Source organism: Methanosphaera sp. ISO3-F5 (assembly GCF_034480035.2).
GTDB lineage: Archaea > Methanobacteriota > Methanobacteria > Methanobacteriales > Methanobacteriaceae > Methanosphaera.
The window spans coordinates 110,320-128,874 of sequence record NZ_CP118754.2 but is presented as its reverse complement, the minus strand read 5'-3'; the positions used below and the strand labels follow the sequence as shown (position 1 = coordinate 128,874).

Sequence of the window (18,555 nt, the reverse complement as noted above, 5' to 3'; positions counted from 1 at the left end):
GTTGGGAGAGTGTGTTAGTATAAATGCAGGAAAAATGTTAGTATTATCATTGATTTTACTGTTTATGTTAATGCCCATATCTCTGGCAACTGAAGGTGATTTTACCATACCATCAGTTATTAAGGATATCACAGTAAAAGAAGATGGTTCAACAGTAATCATGGAAGAAATAATATATAATATTCAGGGAAGGGTTAATGGAGTATTCAGAGATATTCCACTTAATCAAAATCAGACAATACGAAATATTTCAGTAGAAACTCCAGGATACTATAATAAATTAGAGGTAATAAGGTATGGCAATTGTACAAAGCTTAGGGTATGGCTCTACAGTGATAGGGCTAAAACACAGAAAACACGCGATGCAAAGGTATCAGTAACATACAAGTATACAATAGATAAAGGTTTGAAAGTTTATAATGATATAGCAGAATTGCAGTATATGACTTGGGGTGGTGAATGGAATACAAGTGTAGATTACCTGGAATCTACCATTCACATACCATACACTAAGGAATATGTAAAATACTGGAACAACCCCGAGGATAATGTTATCTTAAGCCAGTGGACGAGTGAGGATACATTAACTGCTAAACTGGAAAACATTGGTGCACACATATCATTTGAACAGAGATTAATAATGCCTAAAGACAATTTCAAACATGCAATATATGCTCAACACATAAAAGGTGATGCAAGAGAACTCATAGAACAAGACCAAAATTATTACTCAGAAAAAAAAGACAAGAACAATGATTATGCTCAAGGAAAATATTATGATAATATCAGAGTAACATTTTTCTTCACAGCATTAAGTATACTCACAATCATTCCAATAGGAATCTATGGATTGTATGGCAGAGAACCAAAAATAGATTATAATGCAAAGTATGAGTATGATCTTCCTACACATGAATCTCCAGTACAGGTATATGCAATTACAAGAGGAAAACTTAAAAATATAGGTAATGATGCAATGTATGCAACAATACTTGACCTAATAGATAAAAACTACTTTAAAATATTGTATTCCAATGATGATACAATTATCAGATGTACCAATAAAGATACAACCACCTTGAAAGAACATGAAAAAATAATAATAGGATTTTTATCATCCAATGCAGTAAATGGTGACATATTCCTTGGAGATATAGTAAGATCAGATCGTATGGCATTCCAGAATTTCAGAAACACGTGGATAAAACAGGCCAAAGAGGAAATTCCCGATTCATATGTTGAAAAATATTTTGATGATCAGGGATTGAAAGTCTTACAAAAAATACGACGTACGTATTTTTTAATAGTAATAATTATATTTATTGTAATATTCTTTAAACTTATACCATCAATGTTCATTCTGGAATTAATGGCTGTATTAATGATGCTTATGATGGTATTTGCTATATTATTGTTTTTTATTCCAAAATTTGTTGTTGGAAGACGGACACCACAGGGAAAAGAGACATATCATAAATGGAAAAACTTTGAACGATACATAAAAGACTACAGTCTAATCAGCCAAAGACCACCATCATCAGTACACGTATGGGGAAGATACCTAGTATATGCCACAGCACTTGGATGCGCAGATAATGCAACAAAAAACATGAGAAAATACTTCCAAACAAACAGAATACAATATGATTCATTTAATAACAATGCAGTATCCTTCACATATCATGGAGGTCTTGCTGTTATGCAATCTTCATTCAATATATTATCAAGAACAGACACTTCTACTTCAGGAATTGGAAGGGCTGGTAGTGGAGGATTTGGTGGCGGAGGTGGAGGAACCTTCTAAAAAACAAGACTACTAATTCAACCACACACCCTTCAAAAATAAAATAATGGTAAAATATAAGAACATCATACCATTACATATAATCATCCTTTCTATTCTTTTTTAATTATTAGGTATATACATGTAATGATTACTTTTCAGTTTTTTAATAATGTTATTTGTTTATTGTAGTAATTATCTGTTATTATTTGTACAATTTATTTTGTTTTCTTTTTTTATTTTTAATCATTTCTTTAGTATTATTATTCGTGTTTAATGCTTAGTTTCATAAAACATTATTCTATAAACAATGTTTAGGGAAACTATTGTCTTGTTTTTTTAATATTTGTCATGCTATATTTTTCTATAAAAACAATAATATTTTCACATCATTTGTATAAATTAAGTAATTTAAAATTACCTAAACAGTATGTGTTCCAAAACTTATTAACATACCGATATAACTATATGGTTGGAAGTGTAGCTACTGGTACAACAGTTCTAGCATTACCTAAAAAGGATTTAGAAAAATACATTATTATTCCAGAAAAAGATATTCTCATAAAATATGAAAATATTATGGATAGGATCCAAAAAGACAAAGAAAGAATATGTTTTGAGAATATAAAACTTACAAAACTTCGGGACACATTATTACCTAAGTTAATGTCTGGTGAGATTGATGTATCTGGTATAAATTTTGATTAAGTTTACAATTATCCATAAAGATTCAATTATCTGGAAAAGTAGTGTAAGTAAAAATACAGGATTGCTTTTAATAATTTAGTCTATGTTAGCATATTATATTATATTCTTAAGAACCCCAAAAATTATTATATAATGCAAAATTTATCAAAAAATGATATTAATATGGTGAGTTATTATTCAATTAATTATCATTTTTGATTTTTTAAAACTTTTTTTTGTGATTTTTACGTTTTTGAATCTTTATATGGAATTGTCCATTTGTTTAATAGGATATTTGTATGTTCTGGTAAATAAGAGTATTAAGTCTATTATCATTACTATAATTGCAGCAATCATTACATACTGAACTCCCATTCCTGCAACTACTGCTCCGGCAATCGTGGTACCTAAAGTAACTCCAACATTTCCCATGCTTAAGAATATTCCGTTTGCAAATTCTGGTGCTTCAGGTGCTGCTGATACCATCCAGTATTGTGAAATATCGTTAGCTATACCTGCAAGAATTCCCCATGCAAACATTAAGATTATTACTGGTAGTTTAGCTCTGCTGAATATAAATAATCCTATCATTAATATTGAAAAAACTATTGGAAAGATCAGTGCTGTTTTTTTGCTGTTACTGTTTAATAATTTGGCTCCAAGCCAATTTCCAATAATTGAAGCTATACCATATATAAACAATACTATGCTTAATTCAAATCCTAAAATATGAGTTATCATATTTAAAAATTCTGAGATATATGCATATGCTGTATACAGTCCTCCATTTAAGAATATTACTCCTAATACTGATATTATAAATACTCCTGTGGTTGCTACTTTCACCTGGTTTCCATAGGATTGTTTTTTTCCTGGAAGACTTGGGAAAAAGATTATTGTTGCAATTAAAGCTATGAATGTCACTAGACTGAACCATAGCATAGCATACTGGTATCCTAGAGTTGTTGCAATAAATGTTGTTATTGGAACACCAATTATCATCCCTGCTGAGACGCCCATAATGACTTTACTTACTGCATCTTGTGCTTTTTCTGGTTCAACAATTTCGGCTGCTACAGTTAATGCTAGACCACAGTATATTGGGTGAAATATTGCTGGTATTATTCTGCATATTAGTGCTATGTTGAAATCTGTTACGAATGCGCTGGTTATTGAAAAAATTGTGAACACTGTTAGAACTAGTATGAAGCTTTTTTTTACGGTCGAATTTTGAAAATACTAGTGGCATGAATATTCCGCATATTGCTATTGTTAGGGCAAATAGGCTTACAAATAATCCTGCTTGTGTAATGTCAACGTTAAAGTACTGTGATATTTGGGGAAGTATTCCAACTACTCCCATTTCTGTGCTTAATACTCCGAATGTTCCAAGCATCATTATATATATTATTATATTTTCATGTTTCATAACCAGTCTCCTAACTCTTTCATAATATAACTATTATGTTAAGAAATATTTATATGTGTTCCAATATAATTGCTACCTTAAAAAACGATACAAAACCACGGAAAAATTAATAGATAACAAATACTAAAAAAGAGTTTAAAAAAAAATAATGATGGAAGACGGAAAAAACATTTCAAGAGTATTTTAATTTTCTTTAATATGTTCCTCCTGATTATGAATTTCTTCTTCAGGACGATTATACGTAATTAATCATTGAATAGATTAATAAACTTCCAATCCCCTCCCCATATTTTTCCAGGGTTTCATCCAAGTTACTACCAGCATATTATAATATTAATTATTGATTTTTTTTAGTACGTGTTGAAGTTTAAGCGTTTTGGGTTATATTCATCTAGTTTATATAATCGTTTTATTTTTTTTATTTGGTCGAATTGTTGGTTGAATGATATTATGTGTTTTATTTGTTTTGATTGCATGTATTTGATTGTTATGCAATCTAGTAGTGTTAATGAGTTGTTTGATTTGTATAGTTCATATGCGCTCTGGAATATTTGTTTGTTGTTTTGGTAGTCGATTCTTGTAGTCATTTGGATATTTTCTAGAAATTTGATGTTTGTTTCATGGTCGTATTTGTCTAATTTTTTCATTATGTTAAATAGAACATGGCATGGTATGTATAGGAAATGATCTTTTTGTATTGTGTTTGCTATTTTGTTGGCTGTTTCGTGGTTTTTGTTTTCTTCGAATATTAGTGCTTCTAGGAAGTCATAGTTTATTATTATTTTAAGCATTATTTTTTCTCCTTGTTTTTTATTAGTGCTGATATTTCTGCTAGTTGGGTTCTTTTTTGTGTGTTTACGTGTATGTGCTTGTCTTTTATTTCTAGAATGATATAGTCTAGTGTTTTACAGTTTAGATGGTTGTAGATTATGTTTGGTACTTTTATTGTTGATTGTGTGTATATGTTTCTGTATATTTTCTGGGTGTTTCCTGATATTTTATCTGGTGGTGTTTTAGTTTCTTTTATGAATTTTATTTGTATTGTGTTGTTGTTGTGGCTTAGTGTCCATTCTACCTTGTTTAATTCTTCAGTTTTTATTTTGTTTCTGATTTTTAGTGGCAGGTGGATCGATCTGTTTTTTTGAATTTTGATTGTGTATTTCATAATATTTTTTTTGATTTTCACCAATTATTATTTTATTACTTCAATATATATTAATATTACTAATTTTTTGTTATAAAATATAATCATTGTTCAGGATAAATATAAAGGTTATATTTATTTATCCAACCAATAACAGACAATTTATAATCATAGGGTAAGAATATTATCATTATTATACTATTTTCCATTTTTGTATAGAAAATAACACCACCTATATTATCCCATATTTTACTACACATAAACTTTACATGTAAATAATTATTATTCAATAATAACAAGCCCCTAGCATAGCCATACAATATATCATAGAATCTCTAAAAGTTTTATATACTTACAAATTATAAAAATGGAAGTAAGGATAATAAATGTAACGGGGTGAGTAGATGAAGAAATGTCTTAAATGTGGATATGATTGTGAAGATTCTGATAATGTTTGTCCCATATGCGGCACAAGGTTTAATACCAACGTTATTACAGATATTCTGAACCAACGCTTCAACATAGATTTAAATAACAGTAAAATATATGATGTTGTTGGCTCTACCATAAAAACAGACAATAACAGCACCACGGAAAAATCAGATATTCCAAACAGGCCAACCCCACGAAATGATGGAAACAAAATATTTAATCTCTTATGGGTAATTTTTTCATTCATACCTTTTATTAACGGTTTCGGAATCTTTTTAGCCGGTAAAAAAACATCTAAGAAAAGCTGGATTATAGAAGGATTAATATATGAAATACCAATAATATTCCACCTAATCATGGGACCTTCAGCTTTAACATTTAGCTTAGTATTTCTATCACTCATCATATCCATAGTCCGATCAGTGATGATAATTTCAGAATACAAAATAATCCTAAATAGAAGCAACTATAAAAAACTGAACCATAAATTTCTTAGTTTAATAATGTTTATTTCATCATTCATACCATTCCTGAATGGTGTTGCTTTTATTTATTACGGTAATAAATATTCAAGGCCATACCAGATTACCGGATACATTTTTGAACTAATCTGGATAATACTAATAATACTATTAAATATCCTGCCATTCACCATACGCAGTCTTGGCCTAGTAATAGGATTAGGAATATCCTCCCTAATACTATCAGGAATGAGCATGATATCATTCAATTACGATTGTGATGAATTCCATCACCACGTGGATAATCCACAAATAAACATCACAGGACACAACAAAAAATTAGACAAAGATGTAGGAAACTATTATGAAAACCAATTAAACGACTTGAAGAAAATATTTGACTCAAAGGAAAAAAAGGTCAGAGAATTAATAAAAGAACACTTCGGCACAGGCAATCTGACAAGCAACCGCTTCCTAAGCGTAGTAGATAATTCACACGAAAACGTATACAACCTATACAATTCAGGCCTAGACCTAATAAATTACACATCAGAACCATCACAACAAGTAGAAGAAGAACTAATTGAAAGAATAAACAATATAAATTCAATAAATGAAGAAATGGAAAAACTAACAGTAGAATTAATACTTAACATCCATGAAGACGATAAATCTGACGAAAATATTAAAAACTTAGTAGATGATATGGAAAACTTAATTAACGATATAAACAAATATGAATAAAAAAAGGTGAGTATAATGGCAGAATTCTCATTAGATATAGATGATATAGAAGAAGATGTAGAAAAAACATTAGAAGAAGAAAAATCCAAATTACCAACAGAAAAAATAAGGACACAAGCAGATAATAATGCAGTCGCAATATTTGAAATGGACATAGAAGACATTAATGAAAGAGAAAGTATAATAAAATCAATAGAAAACTTTGGATCAGAACCAATCAAAAAATCCACAGAAAAAAACCAGGCATTACTAAACACTCAGCTAAAAAATTACAGCCACGGCGGTACCGAATCAAAAAATGTTAGCGACAAACTATTAGAACTAAACAAACAGGTAAAAGAATTAGATCCATCAGCTGTCGATTGGGCTAACAATGGAATAATGAGCAAATTCTTTGACCCAGTGAAAAAATACTTCGAAAAATATGAAACAGCAGAAACAGTCATAGCCAATATTATCAAATCATTAGACCAGAGCAACCGAGTATTAAAAAATGATAATGTCACCCTCTTATCAGAAGAATCCAACCTAAGAGAAGTGACAAAAAAATTAATGACAGATATAGAATTAGGAAAACAAATGGATGCATCAATTGAAGCACAAATAGAAGAAGCAAAAATAAAGGGAATAGAACAGGAAAAAATTGACATAGTAAGTGAAGAAATATTATTCCCACTCAGACAGAGAATAATGGACATGCAACAGATGATCGTCATAAACCAACAGGGAATAGTCTCATTAAATGTTGTCAGAAGAAATAACAAGGAACTAATCAGAGGAATTGACCGAGCTAAGAATGTTACAGTCACCGCACTAAGAACAGGAATCATGGTGGCAAGTTCATTATACAACCAGAAAATTGCACTAGACAAGATTAACATGCTTAACTCAACAACAGAAGACATTATCAGTTCAACAACACGGATAATAAGAGATCAGGGAAGTCAGATACAGAAATTAAGTACCGAAACAGCCATATCACCAGAAGTTCTTCAAACCTCATTCAATGAAGCATTAGCTGCTATCGAAGACATCAGCACATTCAAACAGGAAGCACTTCCTAAGATGCAGGAAACCATCAACACTTTCAGCAATATTGCCATAGAAGGACAAAAAGCAATAGATAAAATAAATACAAAAGATTAAACCATTAACCACCACCCCCTTTTTCCTCCTATTCATATTAAAATCTAATTTTAAATAAAAAGAATTTATATTAAATAAACAATAAGTATACCTTAATTCCATCATCATACGTATAAGTAAATTAGCCACAGTAATTATTGCCAATAATTGTAAAGATATTATAGTATGATTTGGTTTATTTTTTTCCTTAATCAACTATCACATTTTTTTTAACAAATATAGATCTTATTATCTTAACCGAATTTATTTTACAGATTAATTATTAATGAGTAACTGTGAATTGCTGAATATAATTACTTTATCTGTTATTATGTATTTTGCTGAAAGTTAAACATAACCATAATGTGCTACGATAGCATGTTGTGCTACATTTTATTATCACATAAACAGGCTACGAAAAAATATTGTAGCACAAAAGTTAATTTTTCATAATTCTTTAGAAACCCATGGTGTGCCACAAAAAATAATTGTTCTACAATTATTCGTTTACAGATATTGTGCTACGATTAAAAATATGTGGAACAAATACTAAAAATGTAGCACAAAAACTAATGGTGGCACATTCATGAAAAATGTAGCACAAAATATAAATGTGGAACAAAAAATCATTAATGTAGCACAATAAAAAAAGGTAGCCTCAAATCCAAAATTGTAGCACAAAAATATAAAGTAGCACAAATATTAAAAATGTAGCACAAAACCAAAGAGTAGCACATTTACAGATATTGTAGCACACACGAAAAAATGTGGAACAGACAATTATAATGTAGCACACAACATATATGTAGCACAAAAGATACCGAGAAGTTTTCACCAAATATTTTGTAGCCTTTTTTATAATTGTGGCACATTTTATTGTTCTGTTGTTAAAAAATAGTAATGTGCTACAAGCAAAAAAGTGTAGCACAATACAAATTATCCCATACCATATTTATGGAAATTTAAAACAGATTATGACAAGAAAATTTTTTAAAACTATAATATTTAAAAGTAAGATGATTTAAAAGAGGTAATATAAGGTAATATTATAAAAATATAAATACTTTTTACCATAATTCAATTAGGGTTATTAATTTTATTAAATCTAATAAAAGAGGGCTATATTAACTGATGTAAAAAAATAGATTTATATAGATTATAATATGAAAAACAATAGAATAAGAATTAATGATTTAAGGAATAATAAAAGAACTAATTGTTAATTTCAACCTTTTAGTTCTTTTATGTCTTCAGGATATCTTCCAAGTATCCTGTCCATAAAGCTCATACTGTCTAGTTGTCTTAGTATTTGTTTATAATTGTTCTCTTTGACTTCTAATGCATTTACTTCTTCCTGTAATTGTCTTTGTCTTTCATCAGAATGGTTTTTCTCATTAGATACCCTGGTGTATTCTTTTCGTTTGGTTTCTAGTTCGTCCCGTATGTTATCATAGTCACGCCTTAGTTTGTCTGTGTCTTCTGTTTTTAGTCTAAGATCATCTTTCTGACTTCTGATGGTTTCATTTAAGTTATCTTTAGTTTCTTCCAATGTTGCTATTCTCATATTTAGTACTGTTTTTTCTCCATCTAGTTTATCTCTTTCTATTTCTGCTTCTGCTTTTGCTCGGTGTTCTACTTCGTATTGTATTGTTAGTGTTTTGTTTTCTTCTTTTAGTTCTTGGTTTTCCTGTTGGAGTTGTGTGATTTGTTCTTGATTTTGTGTATTTTGTGTGATGAGATTTTGGTTTGTGAGTGTTAGTTCTTGAATTTTTTGTTGATTGTCTGTTTGTTGGTTGTCATTGCTGGTTTTAAGTGTTTCTAGTTCTTGTGTTGTATTTTTATGTTGTTGCTGTAGTGTATTGTATCTTGTTTGTAGTGTGTTTAGCTGTGTTTCTAGTTGTTGTTTTTCTTCTGGTGTTATGCTTGGTTTTTGTGTTTCTTTTTGGAGTTGTGTGTTTTCTGTTTGTATTTTTTGTATTGTTTCTTGTAGTTGTGTTATTTGTTGTTTTTGTTGTTGTATGGTTTCTTCTTGTTCTGGGTTGTTTTGTTGTGGTTCGTTTAGGTAGTATTCTCTGATTAATTTTTCTATTGTTGGTCCGATGTGTCCTTTTCCTTTTTTTACTCCTGTGTTTTGTTCTAATTTTTCTATGTATTCGGTCCAGACGTCTTCATCTAGTGAGAGTGATACTTTTTTTTGCATCGGTTTTTGATCCTCCTATTATTTTTTTTAAATTGTTGTTTTTTGTGAATTTGTATTACTTTTTTTGGGTATGAAGTTAGGTAATATTGGGGTGTGATTATTTTTTTTAGGGGTAAGATTGTGTATTTTTGTATCTTACCTTATAGTTGCAATCTATGTTACCTAGGTATGATGGTGGTAAGATAGAGGTAAGATATAGGTAAGATACTGGTAAGATACTGGTAAGATTTAGGTATGATTGAGGTAATATTGGGGTAAGATTGAGGTAAGAATAGGTAAGATTGAAGTATGATATAGGTATGATGTGGTAAGATACAGGTAAGATACTGGTAAGATACTAGTAACATAGAGGTATGATACAGGTATGAAACTGGTAAGATACAGGTAAGATACTATTTTTATATCATTTTTCTTAAACTTATTCTAAAGCTTTATTTTAGTGTATAAAGCATTTTTAACTTATATTACTTACAGGTAAGATGAAGTAATATAAGGTAAGATAGAGGTAAGATTGTATCTTGATAGAGGTAAGATACTATATTACCTGGGTAAGATACCTAAATTTTGTTTTGGTAATATATTGTTTGTAATGTTATTTATAATGTTACGTTATTTTGGGTGAAAATTTGTGTATTTCTGATTTTTTTATGGTAAGATGGAGGTAAGATTGGGGTAAGATTGAGGTAAGATTGGGGTATGATGAAGGTAAGAAAGAGGTAAGATTGAGGTAAGAAATGTGGTAACATTTAAATACTAAAAAATAATATAGTAGTATATAATAAGTGTTACTTGTACATAATTACTACATTGTGTTACTTGTAATCAATGTATACATTTATATAGTGAAAACGATAAAAAGTATTACTATACAATGTACTGAGGGGACAATATATGAGTAAAAGTACAACTATAAGAGTTTCCGAAGAAACAAAAATCGCATTAAAAAAGCTAGGAACAATGGAAGACAGTTATAATACTGTTATATCAAAATTAATAGAAGAACATAATAAAAATATTAAAAAACAAGCGACGATATAAATGAATAAAATTAGGTCATTGAAAATAAATTCAACAACCCTATTCATTAAGACCTATGAATATAGTTTATTACCTCATGAATATAAATATTTTTTCAAGGTAATATGCAGGTATGATTGAAGTATGAAAACAATGATCTAACATGAAAAATATGTTAGGTTGGAATAAAAATGGTAAAAAACAGACAATTAAGAGCAAGAGTCGATGAAGAATTATATGAAAGAGTTCAATTAAAAACAGACAAAGTAAGTGATTTTGTAAGAGATGCTGTAGAAGAAAAACTGGATAAAGAAGAACAAGCGAATGAATCTTCAACAGCTGTAGAAATTAGACAATTAGAAGTAATAATTCAGTCAAGAGAAACAACCGTAGCTCAATATGAAGACATGATAAAAAAAGAAAGAGCATTAATTGCTGAATTAGAAGCAGAAATAGAAAGTAAAAGAAAAATATTAGAAAGAAAAGCAGCACGGGAAGAAAATATTAATAACAATCCAGAAATAAGAAAAGTGTTCCAGGATGCTGTGATGTTCTTGCTCAGAAAAAAATATCTTAGACTAGAGGCAAATGTAGACACTGTTCTTAGTAACAAGTCTAGGGAAGCTAAATATAAGAATGTCCAATACTTTAAAGAAGATCTTGCTAAATTCATTAAACAGGAATGTATACTTGGAAAAACATTTACCATTGAAGGAACTGAAAGAACAATTATAGAAGAAGATCTTAATTATATGTTAAACAGATTATAAACTCCAACATTACCTAACAATATCATAACCTCCCAAACATTAATTACTTTATTTTATCAAGGATTATTTTTTTACAATTGAAAATTAACCATTTTAAACAATTTCAAGTGTAACTCCATTTTGAAGAGGTACCCCCTATTACTGTGTGGTACCGTGGTACAATTGTGGCACGAGGCCACATGAGTTCCCCCTATACTTTCGTAAAATGGATTTGAGATATATAATATATAATATAATAAAATATATTATTATATATAATATAATATAAGAGCTTGTTTTAACGATAGAAAAACAGGAAGTTCACATGTTAACAGAAAACAGTTGTAATGTCATAAAACCAAGAACAACTGATGATGTATTGTTTTTTGTTTTTTATTTACTGAAAAATTGTAGCCGGATGATGAAATGTGCTACAAAAAACGTGTAGCACACGTTATATTTTGGCTACAAAAATTGTGTCACATGAGGCATTTGTAAACCAGATTTTGTAGCCTGTGTGGTGTTTTGGCTACAAAAAAGGGGCATATTTTGTGTCACAAATAGGCTTTGGGCTACTAAAAATAGCATTTTTTTGGCCACATTGTTAAAATGTGGTACACCTTTTCTGATAATTGTGTCACATTTGTGGTGTGTGGCACAAGTTAATGGTTGTGGGCCTGGTTTTTGAATATTTTTGTGCTACGTTCTTATTGTGTGGTACATATGTTTGTGTTTTCTTGTGGCACACAATAGTTGGTGTTGTGTTTTAACATCAGCAGATTTACTTTTACTTGATCCTATTTTTGTGGAACAATTTTTTTACTGTGCTACAATATTGTGGGGTACTGTTTTTTTTGTGGCCTATTTTTATTTTGTGCTACATTTATAATTTGGGGTTATGTTGAAATTCTGGTATGTTTGTGAAGTAGTATTTTTGTTCTTGGTCTTGTTATTTTTTGTGCCACTTTTATATTTTTGTGCTACGATTTTGGTGAAATTTAGTGATTTTTTGGAAATTTCTTCTTTTTTATTGTTTAATGTAGGTGCTTTTTTTCTATTTTTAATTGAAATGATTTAAGGTTAATATAATGATAACTGTGATTAATATTTCAATAGGTTACTTCTATCTTACCTCTTTAAATTTATCTTACTTTGAATTATTTTCATGTCTTGTCATGGGTAATTTTTTTAATACATCTTTTCTGTTGTAAAAACGTCTTTAGTGTCTTCTTTGTGCTACGTAATAAAAGTGTGGCACATACTCAGGTTTATTGTAGCACAGAACTGATTTGTGGAACATAATTTGTTAATCTTGATAGTATAGTATATTTTTTTGTGCTACATTATTTGACTTGTGCTACAATGGGGGATTGTAATGTGGATTAAATATTGATGTTATGTTTTATAATTTAATTAGTTATAATTTCGGCTACAATTTCTTTTTGTGCCACACCGGGTAATAAGTTTTGTTCCACAGAATTAAATCGTACCACGTTTTATGTTGTGCTACAGTGAGGATTGTTTTGTTGATCATGTTGTGGTAGTGTCTGGTATAAATTAATCTTTTTATATTGGGGCTACATTTACTTGTTGTGCTACAATTGATTAACTGTTTTTTGTTCCACATTTTCATGTTATGCTACAGTATATGATTGTGCTACAATCATCATCCGTGCTACAATAATATTGTTACTAATTAAACCAAGTTAATCCTAAAACAAGAAAAATAATCTAATGTATGGGTGATTAATAAAAAAAGGGTTCAAATGTTAAATAAATATTAACATCACCCCTCATAAATTGTAGTGTAAAACGTTCCTATAATGCTAATTTAATATCATCAGCTGTAACAGTTTTACGACCTGCGTGTTTTGCATATTTAGTAGCTTCTATTGCAATTTCTTCTGCAAATTCTTCCATAGCGTCTGCTAATGCTACTGCTGCATCATCACTAATTCTTGCTGCACCTGCTTGTTTAATGATTCTTTTTACTGGTGCGATTGGTAATTCTGCCATAAATATCATTTTTCTCCTATAATTTTATAATTAATATTTTATTAAATATCTTATATATAGTTTTATATTAAAATAGGTTATTTTATTCTATTACTGATGGATATATCAGAATATTTGGTAGTGGTGCTATTATTAATATCTGTTAGGGTAGGTTTAAATAAAATAATTATAATTTACTATAGTAAATGTCGTATACTTCCTGTATGGCTCATTTTCAGAAGTAATACCTTTTTATCCATAAAATCATATCAAAGAAAAAAAGTCTATATTGGAGGTTAGTTAATCAGTATTCTGAACCCATTCTCCATGTCCCGGACAGAGCAAATAATTCTTACACTTATTTAACAATATTTTTCTACAAGATGATGCTTTCTCTGAATCTGTATTAACAGAACCCATAAGATATGGTGCTAAAAGATTAAACTCATACTGTTCAGGTGTAAAACCATGGATGTTTACGAAGATATCACCAGTAAACACGATCTTAGTGTCCTTTTCAACCAGGATTATTTCGCCTTTTAAGTGTCCACCATTGGATTCAAAAATATTAAATGTCAAATCATTGAAAGTAAACTCTCCTATTTCCTCAAATTCTTCATCATTAGTTTTACTTCCAATAATCCTTAACTTGTTTAATAATGGCGGCTTATATCTGGACATTATTTCATCAAGCTTAATGTAAGGTTCATGCAGTGGGTTTTCTTCCCTGAAGTTTTTCTTTCCCTCATGTTCTCTTTTGAAGTTAATGAATGTATTTTCACTAACATATATCTCATCGAATATATCGGTTATGCCTGCATGATCCATATCTGCATGTGTTAATATTAGCTGTTTTTTCATTTCATCAAATGATGGGAATAATTCGTGGAAAATTTTTTTCATTTCATCCTTGTAGCATGCAAAGCCTGAATCTATAAAGAGTAACTGTGATTCTGATTCCAGGATATATGTGTTTCCTCCACATTGTGGTTCAATCAGGTATACTCTTGTATTAGTTGTAATGTTCTTATGGCTTATTCGTGGATTAAAGTTTTCATCTTTATAATCTACTGTGAAATTAGCAAATTTTCTGATGTAATTGAATGTTTTGAAGTAATTTTCATGTTTATCTTCTAGTATTTGCAGGATTTTATTGGAATTGTTTAGGAATGTGTTTGTCTCTTCTTGTGTTAATGATAGTTTTCTTTTCATTTCTTGTGCAAAGTTATGATAGAATACTGTGTTGTCTATAACTGTGTCTTGGATATCATAATTTATTGACACTATTTTACAAAATGTGGATATTTCATCCAGTGCTGTTTGTATGCGTTCAGAGTTTGCAGCGTAAAGGCCTATTTTACAGTACTGGTAGGATGTGTTGTTTTCCTGTGTATTTACGTATGAGATGTTCACATCGTATTTTTCAAAAACTTCCAGTATGTTTGTTACTGTTCCTGGTATGTCGATGATTTGTAGTGTGATTAGTGCATCAACTTCTTCACTGCTATGTTGTAGTAGGTAGTTTTTTTCTTTTAATTCATTGGTGAGGTTTGTTATGTCTTTTTCGTCTGCGTAGACTTCTATAAATACTGTGTGTTGGTCTACTACTTTGTTGTAGCTGAGGCGTGTGATGTTGGCGTTGTGTGTGGAGATTATTTTTGAAACTTCTAATAGGTGGCCTGATCGATCTTCTAATCTTAGGATTAATGTTTTATATCTCATGTTTCTTTCCCGTTCCTATTTTTTTTGGTTATTATTTTCTTTTTTCTTATTATTAGTTTTTTTGTGCTACTTTTTGGGTGGTGTGCTACAATCATGGAATATGTTGTGCTACACCTATATTTCGTGCCACATTTATTATGGTTTTGTGCTACTATTACTGATTGTGCTACATAAAATAATTTTGTTATGTGCTACGGTTATGTTTCTGTGCTGCACTATTTTTTTAGTATTCTGAAATTTTAGTCTGTTTTATATTTTTTCATAATTTTTATTAAACAGGCTATTTTTATGGAATGACTATGGTTGATCTGTTGTCAAGTGATTCTACAAGTTTTTCCAAAAAAATATTATGTGTTATAAGATAATGATTCATGCAACAAAAGTGGGTGGGGGTATATTGTCCAAATAGTTATTGTGCTACACCAATATTTCGTGCCACAATTATAGTATTTTGTGCTACTTTTTTTCTTCTGTGTTACATTATTCTTTTTATTCTGTAATTTTAGTCTGTTTTATTTTTTTTCATAATTTTTTTTAAACGGGCTATTTTTATGGAATATTTATTGTTGATCTGTTGTTGTGTGGTTATAGTAGTTATTCATATATGCTGTGTTATACTATGTGATTCTGGTTACATGTGGTGTTGTCGAAGATGTATTGTGCTACACTTGTATTTTCGTGCTACATTTATTGTATTTTTTGTGCTATTTTTTTTCTTCTGTGCTACATTATTTTTTTTATTCTGTAATTTTAGTCTGTTTTATTTTTTTTCATAATTTTTTTTAAACGGGCTATTCTGATGGAATAATCTATTGTTTATCCTTTGTCGGGTGATTCTACCAGTTACTCTTATATAATTGTGCTACAATATTTTTTCGTGCTACACGTGTAATGTTATTGTTCCACAAATATGCTATGTGCTACACTTGGTAATGATTTCATGATTTAACCAAATAATGCTGGTACATCATAAAAGCAGAGCTTATGGTGACATTCATGACCCTAATACATTTTTATACATAATAATTTAAATCATAATATCAAGTGAATAATTATGAAAACAGATAAAAAATTACCAAAAATAGCTCTAGGTGCATGGGCTTGGGGAAACGATAAGACATTCGGAAACGAATTAAACACAGAAGACCTAAAACCAATATATGATGAATCAATCAAAATAGGATTAAACTTATGGGACACAGCATACGCATATGGTATGGGAACTTCAGAAAAAGTCTTAGGAGAATTTCTTAAAACAACACCAAGAGAAGACTATATCATCTCAACAAAATTCACACCACAATGTGCAGACAATAATTCAGAAAACCCAGTAACAGCAATGCTAGAAAATAGTATGAACCTCTTAAACACGGACCACATAGACATTTTCTGGATACATAACACAGCTGATGCACCAAAATGGACAGAAAAACTAGCATTAACAGCACAGGAATATGCTATAGGAATGCTCGGAGTTTCAAATCATAACCTGGAAGAAATTAAAGAAGCTAATGAAATCCTACAGGATAATGGGTTAAAGTTAGGAGCAGTTCAGAACCATTACAGTCTACTAAACAGATCATCAGAAACTTCAGGAATACTGGACTACTGTAAAGAAAATGATATAACATTCTTTTCATACATGGTACTTGAACAGGGAGCATTATCTGGTAAGTATGATACTAAACATCCATTCCCTGAAGGTTCAGACAGGGCAGCAGCATATGGTGACAGTCTTGATAAAATAGGAGAACTAAACCGTGTATTAGGTGATGTTGCAGTTAATCATGATGTTAACATTGCACAGATTCCAGTTGCATGGGCAATAGCTAAGGGAACATTACCAATTGTGGGAGCAACCAAGATACATCATGTAACTGATGCTTTAAAAGCAAGTCAAATAGAGTTAACCGGTGATGAGATAGAATTAATTGAAAAAACAGCTGATGATATTAACTTGAACACTATCCGGTACTGGGAGAAAGAAATGAAATAATCTGTGGGGTAATATTTTATCTTCCTATTCTCCTAATTCTTCTGGTTATTTGTCCCCCACACTTTTTTTTTAGTTTAATTCTAGTTTTTCCCGGAATATTTTCTTAGGATTGTTTTTTGTTTCTTCACTAAAGTGTGATGGATCGTTATCATTATCTAATGTAAAAATTACTAAGTCATAGATTAGTTGATTTAATGATTTTCCTTTTTCTGTTAAAAGGTAATGTGTGTTCTTCTTATTTTCTTTGTCTGTGATTTTTTCTATGAGGTTTTCTGTTTCCATGAATTTTAGGCATCTGGTTAGTGCTTTATTTGTCAGGTCTGGTTTTCCTTCTTTAAATTCTGAAAATCTTTTTTTACCAAAAAGCATGTCTCTGATAATCTGTAAAACCCATTTTCTATTTATTACTCTGAGAGATAATTCAACAGGGCATTCTGTCATATCTGATTCAAAAAAAAGTCATATGTTTAGTTTCTCTATCATTAAACATTTTCGTATTGGTATTAGTTATATTTTTCATGATTTAATAAGGCAAGTGACATTAATGACACCCCAAAAGGGGGGATGGTGTATCTGGTATTAATGCACATACATATTTGAACAAGTGCTTATTTCATCATATTAATTCTAAGGTGAGAGTGTAACCTTTTTTGTTGTCTGCTGCTATTGTTTCGCATAGTATGTACGTGTTGCCACGTTTGTAGTTTTTGATTTTTAATAGTTTCTGAGGGATGGTTAACTGATATCCGGCAGTATCATTTTTTCTTGTTTCTTGTATGCGTATTTTCTTATAACTTTCATGAGAGTTTGTGTGCATGACTAGTTTATCTTCTACCTTTTCCAGGTATACAGTATCCTGTCCTATTAACTCATATAATGTTCTTGGAAACTTAATATGATAGGACACGTACTCTTTAATGCTGTTGTTTTTAAGTTTCTTCTTATATGTTAATCTTTGCAGCAGTATGTAGTATTGAACACATAATCTTCCATCCCTGGTGGTGATTTTATGTTTCTGTGTTTTCTTAGTCAACTCTAGCCCTTTCCCCAATATTTTCTTTTCATCTATAT

16 protein-coding genes are annotated in these 18,555 nt (G+C 30.1%); 7 read left to right on the top strand and 9 right to left on the bottom strand.

Annotated features, from left to right (window positions below; translation table 11 throughout):
• Positions 1-34 precede the first annotated feature (34 nt).
• Both PXD04_RS23200 and PXD04_RS23195 read left to right on the top strand, forming a co-directional pair.
• On the top strand, positions 35-1,804 hold the full coding sequence (locus tag PXD04_RS23200; protein ID WP_323737608.1) for a DUF2207 domain-containing protein: 1,770 nt from the start codon (positions 35-37) through the stop codon (positions 1,802-1,804).
• Between the two features lie 447 nt (positions 1,805-2,251).
• On the top strand, positions 2,252-2,491 hold the full coding sequence (locus PXD04_RS23195; protein WP_323737607.1) for a hypothetical protein: 240 nt from the start codon (positions 2,252-2,254) through the stop codon (positions 2,489-2,491).
• Positions 2,492-2,731: 240 nt separating this feature from the next.
• Here PXD04_RS23195 and PXD04_RS23190 read toward each other — a convergent pair whose 3' ends face one another.
• The 4 genes from PXD04_RS23190 to PXD04_RS23175 all read right to left on the bottom strand — a co-directional run bounded on the left by PXD04_RS23190 (position 2,732) and on the right by PXD04_RS23175 (position 5,064).
• On the bottom strand, positions 2,732-3,643 hold the full coding sequence (locus tag PXD04_RS23190; RefSeq protein WP_323737630.1) for an MFS transporter: 912 nt from the start codon (positions 3,641-3,643) through the stop codon (positions 2,732-2,734).
• Positions 3,528-3,899 carry a hypothetical protein gene (locus PXD04_RS23185; RefSeq protein ID WP_323737606.1) on the bottom strand — a complete coding sequence of 124 codons (372 nt, stop codon included), beginning with the start codon at positions 3,897-3,899 and terminating at the stop codon, positions 3,528-3,530. The genes PXD04_RS23190 and PXD04_RS23185 overlap by 116 nt, the downstream gene beginning before the upstream one ends.
• A 350-nt stretch (positions 3,900-4,249) precedes the next feature.
• Positions 4,250-4,690 (bottom strand): PIN domain-containing protein, encoded by a 441-nt coding sequence (locus tag PXD04_RS23180; RefSeq protein WP_323737605.1) that lies wholly within the window; start codon positions 4,688-4,690, stop codon positions 4,250-4,252.
• The gene (locus PXD04_RS23175; RefSeq protein ID WP_323737604.1) at positions 4,690-5,064 is read right to left on the bottom strand and encodes a hypothetical protein; all 375 of its coding nucleotides are present in this window, start codon (positions 5,062-5,064) and stop codon (positions 4,690-4,692) included. Before PXD04_RS23175 ends, PXD04_RS23180 begins: the two co-directional genes overlap by 1 nt.
• 383 nt (positions 5,065-5,447) lie before the next feature.
• Here PXD04_RS23175 and PXD04_RS23170 point away from each other — a divergent pair, with 383 nt between their 5' ends.
• Positions 5,448-6,680: a hypothetical protein gene (locus tag PXD04_RS23170; RefSeq protein WP_323737603.1), complete on the top strand. Its 1,233-nt coding sequence runs from the start codon at positions 5,448-5,450 to the stop codon at positions 6,678-6,680.
• A gap of 15 nt (positions 6,681-6,695) precedes the next feature.
• Positions 6,696-7,826, top strand: coding sequence for a toxic anion resistance protein (locus PXD04_RS23165; RefSeq protein WP_323737602.1), 1,131 nt, complete (start codon positions 6,696-6,698; stop codon positions 7,824-7,826).
• A 1,204-nt stretch (positions 7,827-9,030) separates the two neighbouring features.
• Here PXD04_RS23165 and PXD04_RS23160 read toward each other — a convergent pair.
• Positions 9,031-10,005, bottom strand: coding sequence for a hypothetical protein (locus PXD04_RS23160; RefSeq protein ID WP_323737601.1), 975 nt, complete (start codon positions 10,003-10,005; stop codon positions 9,031-9,033).
• 891 nt (positions 10,006-10,896) lie between these two features.
• Here PXD04_RS23160 and PXD04_RS23155 point away from each other — a divergent pair.
• On the top strand, positions 10,897-11,043 hold the full coding sequence (locus PXD04_RS23155; RefSeq protein ID WP_323737600.1) for a hypothetical protein: 147 nt from the start codon (positions 10,897-10,899) through the stop codon (positions 11,041-11,043).
• 170 nt (positions 11,044-11,213) lie between these two features.
• Complete coding sequence (locus PXD04_RS23150) at positions 11,214-11,792, top strand: hypothetical protein (protein ID WP_323737599.1); 579 nt, start codon at positions 11,214-11,216, stop codon at positions 11,790-11,792.
• Positions 11,793-13,589: 1,797 nt separating this feature from the next.
• On the opposite strand, the gene PXD04_RS23145 is transcribed toward PXD04_RS23150, so the two are convergent.
• Together PXD04_RS23145 and PXD04_RS23140 are read right to left on the bottom strand one after the other, a co-directional pair.
• Positions 13,590-13,787, bottom strand: coding sequence for a histone (locus tag PXD04_RS23145; protein WP_323737598.1), 198 nt, complete (start codon positions 13,785-13,787; stop codon positions 13,590-13,592).
• Between the two features lie 279 nt (positions 13,788-14,066).
• Positions 14,067-15,488 carry an MBL fold metallo-hydrolase gene (locus PXD04_RS23140; protein WP_323737597.1) on the bottom strand — a complete coding sequence of 474 codons (1,422 nt, stop codon included), beginning with the start codon at positions 15,486-15,488 and terminating at the stop codon, positions 14,067-14,069.
• 1,054 nt (positions 15,489-16,542) lie between these two features.
• Between PXD04_RS23140 and PXD04_RS23135 the strand changes: the two genes are divergently transcribed.
• A complete protein-coding gene (locus PXD04_RS23135; protein ID WP_323737596.1) occupies positions 16,543-17,484 on the top strand; it encodes an aldo/keto reductase in 942 nt (313 codons plus the stop codon).
• A gap of 69 nt (positions 17,485-17,553) precedes the next feature.
• Here the strand turns inward: PXD04_RS23135 and PXD04_RS23130 are convergent, their stop codons facing one another.
• Both PXD04_RS23130 and PXD04_RS23125 read right to left on the bottom strand, forming a co-directional pair.
• Positions 17,554-17,925 (bottom strand): helix-turn-helix domain-containing protein, encoded by a 372-nt coding sequence (locus PXD04_RS23130; protein ID WP_323737595.1) that lies wholly within the window; start codon positions 17,923-17,925, stop codon positions 17,554-17,556.
• 175 nt (positions 17,926-18,100) lie between these two features.
• Positions 18,101-18,517, bottom strand: a complete 417-nt coding sequence (locus PXD04_RS23125; RefSeq protein ID WP_323737594.1) for a hypothetical protein — start codon at positions 18,515-18,517, stop codon at positions 18,101-18,103.
• Positions 18,518-18,555 lie beyond the last annotated feature (38 nt).

Coding starts and splice junctions, on each gene's coding strand:
- PXD04_RS23200 (WP_323737608.1), top strand. CDS start 35: ATGTTAGTATTATCATTGATTTTACTGTTTATGTTAATGCCCATATCT.
- PXD04_RS23195 (WP_323737607.1), top strand. CDS start 2,252: ATGGTTGGAAGTGTAGCTACTGGTACAACAGTTCTAGCATTACCTAAA.
- PXD04_RS23185 (WP_323737606.1), bottom strand. CDS start 3,899: ATGAAACATGAAAATATAATAATATATATAATGATGCTTGGAACATTC.
- PXD04_RS23180 (WP_323737605.1), bottom strand. CDS start 4,690: ATGCTTAAAATAATAATAAACTATGACTTCCTAGAAGCACTAATATTC.
- PXD04_RS23175 (WP_323737604.1), bottom strand. CDS start 5,064: ATGAAATACACAATCAAAATTCAAAAAAACAGATCGATCCACCTGCCA.
- PXD04_RS23170 (WP_323737603.1), top strand. CDS start 5,448: ATGAAGAAATGTCTTAAATGTGGATATGATTGTGAAGATTCTGATAAT.
- PXD04_RS23165 (WP_323737602.1), top strand. CDS start 6,696: ATGGCAGAATTCTCATTAGATATAGATGATATAGAAGAAGATGTAGAA.
- PXD04_RS23160 (WP_323737601.1), bottom strand. CDS start 10,005: ATGCAAAAAAAAGTATCACTCTCACTAGATGAAGACGTCTGGACCGAA.
- PXD04_RS23155 (WP_323737600.1), top strand. CDS start 10,897: ATGAGTAAAAGTACAACTATAAGAGTTTCCGAAGAAACAAAAATCGCA.
- PXD04_RS23150 (WP_323737599.1), top strand. CDS start 11,214: ATGGTAAAAAACAGACAATTAAGAGCAAGAGTCGATGAAGAATTATAT.
- PXD04_RS23145 (WP_323737598.1), bottom strand. CDS start 13,787: ATGGCAGAATTACCAATCGCACCAGTAAAAAGAATCATTAAACAAGCA.
- PXD04_RS23140 (WP_323737597.1), bottom strand. CDS start 15,488: ATGAGATATAAAACATTAATCCTAAGATTAGAAGATCGATCAGGCCAC.
- PXD04_RS23135 (WP_323737596.1), top strand. CDS start 16,543: ATGAAAACAGATAAAAAATTACCAAAAATAGCTCTAGGTGCATGGGCT.
- PXD04_RS23130 (WP_323737595.1), bottom strand. CDS start 17,925: ATGACAGAATGCCCTGTTGAATTATCTCTCAGAGTAATAAATAGAAAA.